Raw genomic sequence first — 11,864 nt, forward strand, 5'->3', positions numbered from 1 at the left:
ACGTTTGACGTCCTTAGCTTCACTCCCAGCCGGTCATCGTTGACCGGTTGGAACTGCGAGGGGGCACCGATGATCAAGATGAAGGACGTGGCCGACCGGGCCGGCGTGTCCATCTCCTCGGTCTCCCTCGTGCTGTCCGGGAGGGCGAAGGGCCGCATCAATCCCGAGCTGGCCGAGGAGATCCGCCGCATCGCCGACGAACTCGGCTACCGGCCCAATCAGCTCGCACGCTCCCTGCGCACCCGCCAGACCCACACCATCGGCCTGGTCGCCGACCAGGTCGCCACCGTCGCCTTCGCCGGCCAGATGATCGCCGGCGCCCAGCACGCCGCCCACCGGCGCGGCTATCTCGTCATGCTCATCGACACCGCCGGCGACGCCGACGCCCAGGTGCCGGCCACCAGGGCCCTGCTCCAGCGCGACATCGACGGGCTGATCCTGGCCTCCGACTTCCACCAGGAGGTCGAGGTGCCGCCGGTACCCGACGACATGCCGGTCGCCCTGCTGGACGGTCGCCCCGCCGACCCCTCCGCGCCGACCCTGGAGTGGGTGGTCCCCGATGAGGAGAAGGGCTCCTACCAGGGCACCATGCGGCTGCTGAGTGCGGGTCACCGTCGCATCGCCTTCGTCACCGTCCCGGGCTCCTCCTACCCGATCGCCACCCGGCTGCGCCGGCGAGGCTACGAGGCGGCCCTCGAGGAGTCGGGGACGGCCGTGGACCCCGGGCTCATCGTTCCCGCGGCCGATCCCGGCACCGCGGCCGGTGTCGCCGTGGCGAGACGGATCCTGGCGCGCCCGGACCGCCCCACAGCGGTCTTCTGCTTCTCCGACCAGATCGCCTTCGGCTTCTTCCAGGTGGCCGCCGAGCTCGGCCTGCGGATCCCGCAGGACCTGTCCGTCCTCGGTTTTGACGACCAGCGATTCATCGCCGAGGCCCTCAGTCCGGGCCTCACCACCATCAAGCTTCCCCATCGTGTGATGGGGGAATGGGCCGCCGAGCGGATTCTCGACCGTCTCGCGGCCGACGAGCCCGAAGCCAGACCGGCCTTCAGGGGATACCGGGTCCCCTGCCCGCTGGTCGAGCGCGGCTCGATCGCACCGCCCGGAGCCGGCTGACGCAGCGGCTCCCGGCCATGCCCCGTCCGTACCCCGGGCGCCGGCATCCGCACCATGACGACGCAGATGTCCATGATGAGTAGAAAGGCATGTCTTCATGCAGAAGACCAGAAGACAGTTCATGAGAGGAGCTGCGGCCATCGCCGCGATGGCCGTCGGCGGCACCGCGCTGTCGGGCTGCAGCTCCGGATCCGAAGACGACAACACCTTCAACATCCTCCAGTACGAGGATCCCACCCAGGCGCAGGGTCAGGGCTGGAAGCTGGCTGTCGACATCTTCAGGAAGAAGCATCCCGATCTCACCGTCCGGATGCAGACGACCAGTTTCGACGCCGTGCGCAAGAACGCCAAGCTGATGCTGGCCGGCAATGACGTCCCCGACGTCATGGAGTTCAACAAGGGCAACGCCGACGGCGGTCAGCTGGCCGCCCAGGGGCTGCTGGCCAAACTCACCGGGCAGGTCAAGAAGTACGGCTGGGACAAGAAGGTCACCGGCGCCATGCAGTCCCTGGCGCTGTACAACTCGCTGGGAAATGCGGGCTCGGGGGACTGGTACGGCATCCCCAATATCGGCGAGTACGTCACGATGTACTACAACAAGGAGCTCTTCGCCAAGGCGGGAATCACCGCGGAGCCCAAGACCATGGACGAGTTTGTCGAGGCCATGAAGAAGCTCAAGGCCGCGGGTATCACGCCGGTCTCCTCCTCCGCGTCGACCAACAACGGCTGGAACCAGCTGTGGCTGTGGTACTCGCTGGTCTCGGCCTACGCGGATCGCAGGCAGGTCAATGACTTCACCTTCCTCCAGCACCCGGTCAATTTCAGCCAGAGCCCGTGGAGCACCGGCACCGACCAGTTCCAGCAGTGGATCGATCAGGGATATCTGGGCAAGGGCCTCGGCGGGCTGAACTTCGAACAGGCCGCCGTCACCTTCCTGTCCGGCAAGGCCGGCATGTACATGTGGAACAACGGCCAGTTCGTCCGCATGCAGAACGAGGCCAAGTTCAAGTGGGGATTCTTCACCCTCCCCGGCGCGAAGATGACGATGGGCTCCTCGGGCCACCTGTGGGGGGTTCCGGCCAAATCCAGACACAAGGAACTGGCATACGAGTTCATCGACATCACGCTGAGCAAGCAGGTGCAGAACAGGATCGGCCAGCTCGGAGGTCTGCCCGTCGCCGCGGACCTGGACACCATCACCGATCCGGTCACCAAGGCCTACACGGCGCGCTTCTACGAGACGATCGACGACGACTCGCTGAGCTTCTACCCGGACTACCCCGTCATCGGGTTCCTGGACTTCCTCGCCACGCACATGCAGAAGATGTCCAGCAGATCCGAAGGCTCGAAGGAGTTCCGCGACAAGCTCCAGAAGTTTTACGACACCGGTCGCAAGGAGGCGCTGGTCCCATGAGTACAGTCATTGAAGGCCCGGCGATAGCACCGGACAATCCACCCGCCGAGGCGATCAAGGCCAAGGGCTCCAGGGCGGTCAGCTACTGGCTGTACCTGGCTCCCATGCTGGTGGGCACCCTCATCGTGGTGCTGGTGCCCTTCGGCTACAACGTCTACCTGAGCTTCTTCCACTGGAAGGGCGGGCTCGCCCCGATGCGGTTCTCGGGCCTGGACAACTACAAGAACCTGATGGTCGACGAGCAGTTCTGGTCGGGGTTCGTCAACAGCCTCTTCATGATCGTCGGCATCGTCATCATCCCGACGATCCTCGGCCTGATCCTGGCATCCTCCCTCTTCGACTACATCAGCAAGCAGTTCAACGACACCGTCGCATCGGTGCTGCGAGCCCTGCTGTACCTTCCCCAGATCGTGCCGATCGCCGTGGCCGGCATCATCTGGAGCTGGGTGCTGGCCACCCAGAACGGCGTCCTCAACAGCGTCCTGGAAGGATTCGGAATATCCAGTCTTCCCGACTGGCTGGGCAATCCGAATATCGCCATCTACGCGGTCGTGCTGATGGTGATGTGGCTGCAGCTGGGATATCCGGTGGTGATCTTCATGTCCGCCCTGGAACGGGTCGATCCCGCTCTCTATGAGGCGGCGGCCCTCGACGGCGCCGGCTGGTGGAGGCGATTCTTCTCCATCACGATCCCCCAGATCCGCCCGGAGATCTTCGTGGTGGTGCTGACCGCCACCATCTCCGCGCTGAAGGTCTTCGCCCCGGTGCTCATCCTCACCATGGGCGGGCCCGAGGGGTCCACCGTCGTCCCCTCCTTCTACGCCTACCGGAACTTCTTCGAACTCTCCAAGGTCGGGTACGGATCGACCATCTCGACCGTGATGTCCGTCCTGATCATCGTCATCGCATGGGCCATGCTGTGGTTCCAGCGCCGCAACCTCACCGAGGAGGCATGATGAGCGCACAGACCGTGTCGCGCAATGCGGTACCCACGTCCCCGATCCCGATCGACGAGATCGATCTCAAGCGTCATCCCAAGGGGGTGATGCGCTGGGTGGTGCTGGTGGTGCTGGGGATCCTCGGCCTCATCATCGTGGCGCCGATCCTGCTGCTGGTGATGGACGCCTTCAAGAGCAACGCCGACTACTCCGCCAACGGCCCGCTGTCCTGGCCCGAGGGGTTCAGCCTCGAGGGCTTCAAGGCCTACATGGAGGTTGTCAACTACCCGAGGGCGCTGCTGAACTCGATCGTCATCTCGGCGCTGGTGGCCGCCTTCGGCGTCGTGCTGTCCCTGATGAGCGCCTACGCCATCGGCATCGGGCGGATCAAGGGCGGCACCGCCATGCTCACCATCCTGCTGCTGGCGACGATGGTGCCCCAGGAGGCGCTCATCTACCCGCTGTTCTACGGCGCCCAGGCCACCCACACCATCAACACGGTGTGGTCGGTGATCATCGTGTTCACGATCCTGCAGGCCGCCTACGGCACGTACCTGTTGAGCTCGGTGATGTCGACCCTGCCGATGTCTCTGCTGGAGGCGGCGGCGCTGGACGGGGCGGGACGCTGGAGGACGCTGTGGTCGGTGATCTTCCCGCTGGTGCGGGGCACCATGTCGGTGCTCATGGTGTTCTTCTTCATCTGGACCTGGAACGAGTTCTACATCCCGCTGGTGCTGCTGTCGGGTCAGGACTCCCAGACCGTCCCGATCGCCATCGCGACGTTGCAGGGGCAGAATGCCGTCAATGTGACCGCGATGAACGCCGGCTCCCTGCTGTCCCTGCTGCCCACGCTGGTCTTCTTCCTCATCTTCCAGAGGACCCTGACCAAGGGCGTCACCCTCGGCGCGGTCAAGTGAGAACGGTCAATCGAGACGTGTGAGAAATGGAGAGTTCATGAACCTGGACCTATCGCAGCTGCGCGCGGCGCCGGGCGTCAGATCCCATGCCATCAATGAGGAGAACCCGACCGGCGCGCCGGGGGCGGCGGCCTCGGCGTCGTCGCACCTCGGCCCCGGCCGCAAGGGTGCCCCGGCGCGGATTCTCGGAGCCGGCGAGACGGCCGTCCTGGCCGACGTGGAAGGCCCCGGCGTGATCCGGCACATCTGGATGACGGTGCCCGACCGCACCGCGGCAGGGCCCTTCGTGCTGCGCGATCTGGTGCTGCGGATCTACTGGGACGGCGAGGAGAGCCCCTCTGTCGAGTGCCCGCTGGGCGATTTCTTCTGCAACGGGTTCGCCCAGCGGGTGCCGGTGGCCTCCGAGCCCATCGCGGTGGTCTCCACCGGCGGGATGAACTGCTACATCCCGATGCCTTTCCGCGAGCGGGCCCGCATCGAGGTGACCAGCCAGCATCCCGGGCCGGTCGACGCGCTGTTCTACCAGATCGACTACACCACCGGGGATGCGGTGCCCGACGGGGCGCCGTACCTCCACGCGCAGTGGCGTCGTTCCAATGCGACGACGGCCCTGGGGGAGGATCACGTCATCCTCGATCGGGTGCGCGGGGCCGGGCGCTATCTGGGCACCTACATCGGGGTGGCCGCGCTGTCGCGGTACTGGTGGGGCGAGGGGGAGGTGAAGTTCTTCATCGACGGCGACGACGCGCTGCCGAGCCTGTGCAGCACCGGGCTGGAGGACTACGCCGGCGGGTCCTGGGCCTTCCAGGACGCGCTGCGGTCCGACCCAGAGCCGAGAGCGCTGACCTTCAGCGCCCCCTACTGCGGGTATCCGCTGTACTGCCGCACCGACACCACCGGGGCCTCGGAGTTCACCACGGCGGTGGCGCCCATGCACGCCATGTACCGCTGGCACATCCCGGACCCGATCTTCTTCGAGGAGGGGATCAGGGTGACGGTGCAGCAGCTGGGCATGTGGGCCCACGGCCTCTACGAGCGCTGCGATGACGTGTTCTCGGTGGCCTACTGGTATCAGACCGAGCCGCATGTCGCCTTCCCGGCGCTCCCGTCTGTGGCCGAGAGGGTTCCGCGCTGATCCGGCGACCGGCCCCGGGCCGGAAATCCCGCTCAACGAGGGGTTTCGTCCCGATCGGGACGGCAAACCCCCGTTGAGCGGGAAATCCGTCTCCCGACCGGAGCCGGACCTCAGCGACCCCGCTCCACCACCCTCGGCGCGATCCGAATCCGGGTCAGTCCGACGTTCTCGCCGTCGATCCTGCGGAACAGCGTCTCGGCCGCGGCGCGCCCCATCGCGTCGACGTCCTGATCGATGACGGTCACCCCGCCGCGGATGACGTCGTCGAGGGGGAAGGAGTCGAACCCCACCATGTCGACGGGGTCGTCACGGTCCAGGAGCCGGGCCAGGGCGGTGGAGGCGATGGAACTGGCCGCGAACAGCGCCGTGGGCGGCTCGGGCGAGGCCTTCCAGTAACGCAGCTGCTGGCGCAACGGGCTGTGATCCGTCTCGATCTCCCGGCAGAACTCCAGGCGGGGATCCTCTGGCAGGCCGGCTTCGGCGAGCGCCCGCTGATACCCCTTCAGCCGCTCGGTCTGGGTGAACAGCTCGGGCGGATCGCCGACGAAGGCGATCCGGCGATGACCGCGCCCGACCAGCAGTCCGGTGGCCTCGGCCGCTCCCCGGATGTTGTCGCACAGCACGACGTCGGTCTCCACGCCTGGGATCGGGCGGTCGACGCAGACGATCGGCACGGTGGCGACCAGGCGCTGGAGATACCGGCTCGCCGTGCCGGTGGGCCACAGCAGGATCCCGTCGATCTGGCGGGCCATCAACGACTCGAGCACGGCCTGCTCGCGGCCCGGATCGTGGTGGGTCAGCGACACTGTGAGGGTGCACCGGTGCCGGCTGGCGACGCTCTCGATCGCCCTGGCCAGGCGGGCCTGGACAGGCTCGGAGATGTCCTCGCAGACGAACCCGATGGAACGGGTGAGTTTGCGCCGCAGCACCCGCGCCGCCGCGTTGGGGCGGTAGTCGAGGGCCTTCATGGACGCCTGCACGCGGGCTTTCATGGCGTCGCTGACGCCGCGCTCGTGATTGAGCACCCGGGAGACGGTCTTCACCGACACCTCAGCGTGACGGGCGACGTCGTGGATCGTCGCGTGATCCTTCCTCATGATCCGTCCTCTCTGAAACAGACATCGATGTCATCCAGCGTCCGGGCGGTCTGCCCCGCACGTTGACGCTAGCAGACGGTTCTCGGCGGCTCCCGGCCCGGTGACGCCGGTCGCATGGTTGTCCTACGTTGGACAAACCTCAAAGATGTGGCGAAAGGATGACGATGAATCGTCGGAGATTCCTGGCGGGCGCCGGAGCGGCAGGGCTCGGCCTGCTGCTCGGCGGATGCGCCCAAGGTTCCAAGACGCCCCCGGGCACAGTGGCGTTCTTCAATGACGTGCCGACCTGGAGCCCGGGCTTCGAGCGGACCGACGCGGCCCTCAAGCGTCGCGCCGGCGCGACGCTGGGCCCCCAGTCGGTGCCCGGCACCTCCTCCTACCAGCAGGTGATCCAGTCCCAGCTCCAGACCCGGAACCCTCCCGACATCCACAAGTGGGGCTCCGGCTTCCGGATGCAGGATCTGGCCCGCACCGGGAACCTGCGCGAACTGGACGACGTCTGGGACACCATCATGGCCAACGGCTGGGCGAGCGCCGACACCAAGGCGATGTTCGACTACCACGGGCACAGCTACGGTATCCCCCTGGTGCAGGGCTTCTACGTCCTCTTCTACTCGGTCAAGGTCTTCAAGCGGCTGGGCCTGACCCGCCCCACCACCTGGAAGGAGTTCATCGCCGCCTGCGAGGCCCTCAAGAAGGCCGGCATCACCCCGATCGGCGCCACCCAGGTGAACTCCTTCCCGGTCGCCTACTGGATGAGCCCGCTGGCCGTGGCGGTGGACGCCGACTGGTTCGACAAGGTCTGTCACGGCAAGGCGTCCTTCCTCGACGCGCCGGGACGCCAGATGATGGAGATCTGGCAGGAGATGATCCGGAAGGGCTGGTTCACCAGCCCCGACGTCGCCGACAACGACTTCCCGGCCATGGTGGCCAAGGAGCAGATCGGCATGTACGTCAACGCCGCCGCCTGGGGCTCCCAGGCCCTGGAGGCCACCAGCCTCGGCAAGGACGGCTTCGACTGCTTCATCCTGCCGCCGGTCGACGGGTCGGCGCCGAAGGCCACCATCGCCGAGACGGCCGGGCTGCTGGTGCCCAGGCGGGCCCCGCACCTCGAGGAGACGCTCAAGGTGGCGAACTCATGGATGGCCCCCGACGTCCAGAAGCAGTGGGCGTCCTTCCTCAACGGCAGCACCGCCAATCCGAAGGTGCCCTGGGTCAACCCGCAGTCCCAGCGGATCCAGAAGCAGGTCACCGACAACGACATCAAGATCCTCAACCGCTACTACGAGGCGAGCCCGCCCGCCCTGGTGGACGGCAACCTGCAGGATCTCGGCGGGTTCATGGCCAACCCGGACGATCCGGTCGGCGTCCTGGAGAGCCTTCAGGAGCGCGCCGACACCGAGTGGAAGTACTGGCAGAAGGTGACGTCATGACCACGTCTCAGATCCCCGCCGTGTCGGCGAAGACCGGTCCGACGGGCCAGCAGGTGCGGCCCGACCGCCCCACCCGGGCCTTCCGCTGGGCCTACCTCATCCCCGCCGTGGTGCTGGTCGGGCTGTGGGCGCTGGCCCCGGCCGCCTACACGCTGTGGCGAAGCTTCTTCGGCGACGAGTTCGTCGCCCCGACCTTCTCCGGACTGGCCGGTTACGGGCAGGTGCTCACCGACCCCGCCATCATCAAGTCGATGATCAACACGGTCATCTGGCTGATCGGCACCGTCATCATCCCCGGCGGCCTCGGGCTGGCGATCGCCTCGCTCACCGAGAGCGTCTCCTGGGGCAAGTGGCCCCGGCTGCTCATCGTGCTGCCCTATGCGCTGTCCGGCACGGCGGTCGCCGTCGTCTGGAACTTCATGCTCCAGGAGAACGGTGCGATCAACGACCTGCTCATCAACGTCGGGCTGGGCGGCCTGACCCACGCCTGGCTGCTCAGCTGGCCGCTCAACACCATCGTCATGGTGCTGGCCAACTCCTGGCAGGCCTCCGGGGTGGCGGTCATCCTGTACCTGGTGGGCCTCCAGGGGATACCGCAGGAGACCATCGAGGCGGCCGCCCTGGACGGCGTCGCCGGCGTCAAGCGGTTCTTCCTCATCATCTTCCCGCAGCTGCGCAACACCACCGCCATCGTGCTGGGCATCAGCCTGGCCAACGGGCTGAAATCCTTCGACTTCATCTGGGTGCTCACCCAGGGCGGCCCAGGGCGGTCCACCGAGACCCTGGCGCTGTCGATGTACTGGCAGAGCTTCGTCCTGCAGCGTCCCGGCACCGGCGCCGCGATCACCGTCATCCTTTCCATCCTCGTGGTCGCGGTCTCCGTCGGCTACCTGCAGCGCCAGCTCAAGGAGCAGTGAGTACACCATGAATCGTGGAATGCGCATCCTTCGCGGCGCCCTCGTCGTCGTGCTGGCCGTCGTCTGGTTCGTGCCGACCTGGCTGCTGATCGTCAACGCCTTCACCCCGAACGCCGAGTACACCGGCCATGCCGTGTGGTGGCCCACCAGGTTCGGGCTGCTGTCCAACTGGCAGTCCGCCTGGGAGGTCGCCAACCTCGGGCCGGCCATGCTCAACAGCTTCGTCTACGCCGTGGTCTGCGGCGCCCTGGCCGTGCTGGCCGCGGCGCTGGCCGGCTACGCCGCCACGGCGCTGCCCGGGCGCGGCAAGACCCTCATCTTCTGGCTCATCTACTCCGGCTCGCTGTTCCCGATGCAGGCCTTCCTGCGGCCCCTGTTCAGCGCTTACGCCGGCACCGGGCTGTACGACTCTCGGCTCGGCCTCTACCTCGTCTACACCGCCACCTGCGTGCCCTTCTCCTTCTTCATCATCCGCAATCACATGGTGGGGATGCCCCACGAGATCTCCGAGGCGGCGCAGATGGACGGCGCCTCCTGGTGGACGGTCTTCGCCCGCTTCTACCTGCCGCTGTCGCGGTCGGCGCTGCTGGCGGCCTTCGTCTTCCAGTTCGTCTGGGTGTGGAACGAACTGTTGTTCGGCATCACGCTGTCGTTCAATGAGAACGTGCGGCCCGTGATGGCGGCGCTGGCCGGCCTGCAGAGCAACTACGGCACCGTCGGCCCGCCGGTGGTCCTGGCCGGGGCTCTGCTGGTCTCGCTGCCGGCCGTCATCGTCTTCCTGGTGTTCCAGCGGGCCTTCGTGTCCGGCCTCAAGACGAATATCTGAAATTCCCCGGCGACCTCCACCCTGAGATCGACCTGGCAACCGAAAGGACATATTCCGTGCACAAGCTCTACTACCAGCATCCCGGAACGTGGTTCGGCGACTGCATGCCGCTCTACGCCGACGGCGCCTTCCAGCTGTTCCATCAGCGCGACACCCGAAGGCCCGAACCCTTCGGCGAGCCCTTCGGCTGGGCGCTGGCGCGCACCACCGACTTCGTCGACTTCGAGGATCTCGGCGAGGCCCTGGAGAAGGGGGACGACGACGCCCAGGACCAGTTCATCTTCGCCGGTTCGGCGTTCGAGGCCTATGGGAAGTATCACGCCCTGTTCACCGCCTACAACCGCGACTATCCGGCCCAGGGCAGGGCCTCCCAGGTGCTGGCGCACGCCGTCAGCGACGACCTGACGCACTGGACGAAGCTTCCCGGGCAGATGTTCCCGCCCGAACCCGGCTACGACCCTACCGACTGGCGCGACCCCTTCGTGCTGCGCGACGAGGAGAACGACCGCTGGGTGATGATCCTGGGCGCCCGGACCGACTCCCCGAAGCTGGCGGTCACCGGGCGCACCGTCTGGTTCACCTCCCCCGATCTGGAGCACTGGCAGTTCCAGGGCGACTTCTGGGCCCCGGGCCTGTTCACCATGCACGAGATGCCCGACCTGTTCCGGATCGGCGAGTGGTGGTACCTGCTCACCACCGAGTACAGCGACCGCTCCAAGACCGTCTATCGGATGTCGCGGTCGCTGGAGGGGCCGTGGAGCGCCCCGGTCGACGACGCCTTCGACGGGCGGGCCTACTACGCGGCCCGGTCCGCCTCGGACGGCGAGCACCGCTACCTGTTCGGCTGGGTGGCCACCAAGGAGGGTGACGACGACCTCGGCGCCTGGCAGTGGGGCGGCACCCTGGTGGTCCACGAGGTGTACCAGCGCGCCGACGGCTCTCTGGGGGTCAAGGCTCCCGGGACCGTCGAGGCCGCGTTCCCGGCCTCGGAAGACCTTCTCGGTCGGGCGGTGACGGTCTCGTCTCCCGACGGACAGCAGGTCGTGGACCTCGGCGAGCTGCCGGGCGACGAGCCGTTCATCGTCAGACTGCACCTGGACGACGTCGACGCCCGGGCGGTCTCCATCCGCCTGTTCGGCGACGAGGTGGGAGACGCCTACGCCTTCACACTGCGCCAGGGGGAGCGGCGGATCGACTTCGACCGGGTGCCGAACTGGCCCTGGTACCGGTTCGACAACCGCGGGCTGGAACGGCCGTTCGTCCTGGAACCGGGCCAGGGATGCGACATCGAGATCGTCGTCGACGACACCATCGCCACCCTCTACGTCGACGGGGTGGCGCTGGATGTGAGGATGTACGACAAGCCCGGGACCGGGCTGGGGCTCTCGGTGACCGACGGGTCGGCGACCATCGGGACGGCGCAGCTGGTCACCGGGTTCACGAAGGAGTGAGGAGAGGCCATGAGAACAGGGACCATGAGAACACTGCATGCGGAGTTCACCGCGAAACCAGGATGTGCCGAAGAGATCGCCGAGCGGCTCGCGGAGTACGGGAGGAGCGTGAGGGCCGAGCCGGGCAACGTCATCTTCGCCCCGAACAGGCGCGAGGATGATCCGGACCGGTTCTTCGTCTTCGAGGCCTACGCCGATGAGGAGGCCTTCCAGACTCATCTGGCCGCGCCCTACGGCGGGCCCTTCAATGAGGCTCTGGGTCCACTCATCAGGGAGCCGGCCTCGGTGCTGACCCTCCTCACCCCGGTGGAGTGAGAGCGGTCCCGGAGGAGTCGTCGGGCTGACAGATCCGGTTCATCAACTGGCGGTTTTCCCGCTCAACGGGGGTTCCCGGCGTCCCATCCAGGACGGGGACCCTCGTTGAGCGGGAATCTCGTCTCGTCCCGGTCACCACAACCCCACGACCGCGACATCTGTACCGTCTGCCCGGGCCGCAGGCGCCAGGCCGCCGCGGCAGATCGCTGGTTGATCGTTCGGCAGGTTGTCAGAAAGTAGCGCGGCTAGTTGGCAGCTGAAGGATCGGCTAATTGTCGATGGAGGCTGGTCTGGCGGCATGGTGA

11 protein-coding genes are annotated in these 11,864 nt (G+C 66.9%); 10 read left to right on the forward strand and 1 reads right to left on the reverse strand.

Going from position 1 to position 11,864, the window contains the following annotated elements; translation table 11 throughout:
* Positions 1 to 69 precede the first annotated feature (69 nt).
* The 5 genes from JS278_RS01700 to JS278_RS01720 all read left to right on the forward strand — a co-directional run bounded on the left by JS278_RS01700 (position 70) and on the right by JS278_RS01720 (position 5,520).
* Positions 70 to 1,116, forward strand: a complete 1,047-nt coding sequence (locus tag JS278_RS01700; RefSeq protein ID WP_114043686.1) for a LacI family DNA-binding transcriptional regulator — start codon at positions 70 to 72, stop codon at positions 1,114 to 1,116.
* 121 nt (positions 1,117 to 1,237) lie between these two features.
* Complete coding sequence (locus JS278_RS01705; protein WP_220150015.1) at positions 1,238 to 2,530, forward strand: ABC transporter substrate-binding protein; 1,293 nt, start codon at positions 1,238 to 1,240, stop codon at positions 2,528 to 2,530.
* Entirely contained in the window at positions 2,527 to 3,486 is a 960-nt protein-coding gene (locus tag JS278_RS01710) for a carbohydrate ABC transporter permease (protein WP_220150016.1), read from the forward strand. The genes JS278_RS01705 and JS278_RS01710 overlap by 4 nt, the downstream gene beginning before the upstream one ends.
* Positions 3,486 to 4,385: a carbohydrate ABC transporter permease gene (locus JS278_RS01715; protein WP_114043688.1), complete on the forward strand. Its 900-nt coding sequence runs from the start codon at positions 3,486 to 3,488 to the stop codon at positions 4,383 to 4,385. Before JS278_RS01710 ends, JS278_RS01715 begins: the two co-directional genes overlap by 1 nt.
* Before the next feature lie 37 nt (positions 4,386 to 4,422).
* Positions 4,423 to 5,520, forward strand: coding sequence for a glycoside hydrolase family 172 protein (locus tag JS278_RS01720; RefSeq protein ID WP_114043689.1), 1,098 nt, complete (start codon positions 4,423 to 4,425; stop codon positions 5,518 to 5,520).
* Positions 5,521 to 5,630: 110 nt separating this feature from the next.
* Here the strand turns inward: JS278_RS01720 and JS278_RS01725 are convergent, their stop codons facing one another.
* Positions 5,631 to 6,617 (reverse strand): LacI family DNA-binding transcriptional regulator, encoded by a 987-nt coding sequence (locus JS278_RS01725; RefSeq protein WP_114043690.1) that lies wholly within the window; start codon positions 6,615 to 6,617, stop codon positions 5,631 to 5,633.
* 164 nt (positions 6,618 to 6,781) lie between these two features.
* On the opposite strand from JS278_RS01725, the gene JS278_RS01730 reads away from it, so the two are divergent.
* Genes JS278_RS01730 through JS278_RS01750 form a run of 5 tightly spaced genes read left to right on the forward strand, consistent with a single transcriptional unit; the run spans position 6,782 to position 11,559 of the window.
* Positions 6,782 to 8,050 carry an ABC transporter substrate-binding protein gene (locus JS278_RS01730; RefSeq protein WP_181833797.1) on the forward strand — a complete coding sequence of 423 codons (1,269 nt, stop codon included), beginning with the start codon at positions 6,782 to 6,784 and terminating at the stop codon, positions 8,048 to 8,050.
* Positions 8,047 to 8,967, forward strand: coding sequence for a carbohydrate ABC transporter permease (locus JS278_RS01735; RefSeq protein ID WP_114043691.1), 921 nt, complete (start codon positions 8,047 to 8,049; stop codon positions 8,965 to 8,967). The genes JS278_RS01730 and JS278_RS01735 overlap by 4 nt, the downstream gene beginning before the upstream one ends.
* 7 nt (positions 8,968 to 8,974) lie before the next feature.
* Complete coding sequence (locus JS278_RS01740) at positions 8,975 to 9,793, forward strand: carbohydrate ABC transporter permease (RefSeq protein WP_114043692.1); 819 nt, start codon at positions 8,975 to 8,977, stop codon at positions 9,791 to 9,793.
* Between the two features lie 56 nt (positions 9,794 to 9,849).
* Complete coding sequence (locus tag JS278_RS01745) at positions 9,850 to 11,244, forward strand: glycoside hydrolase family protein (protein WP_114043693.1); 1,395 nt, start codon at positions 9,850 to 9,852, stop codon at positions 11,242 to 11,244.
* Positions 11,245 to 11,253: 9 nt separating this feature from the next.
* Positions 11,254 to 11,559 carry a putative quinol monooxygenase gene (locus JS278_RS01750; protein ID WP_245935165.1) on the forward strand — a complete coding sequence of 102 codons (306 nt, stop codon included), beginning with the start codon at positions 11,254 to 11,256 and terminating at the stop codon, positions 11,557 to 11,559.
* The last annotated feature ends 305 nt before the right edge of the window (positions 11,560 to 11,864 follow it).

Origin of the sequence: Acidipropionibacterium virtanenii, from assembly GCF_003325455.1 — a bacterium.
Classification (GTDB): Bacteria; Actinomycetota; Actinomycetes; order Propionibacteriales; family Propionibacteriaceae; genus Acidipropionibacterium; species Acidipropionibacterium virtanenii.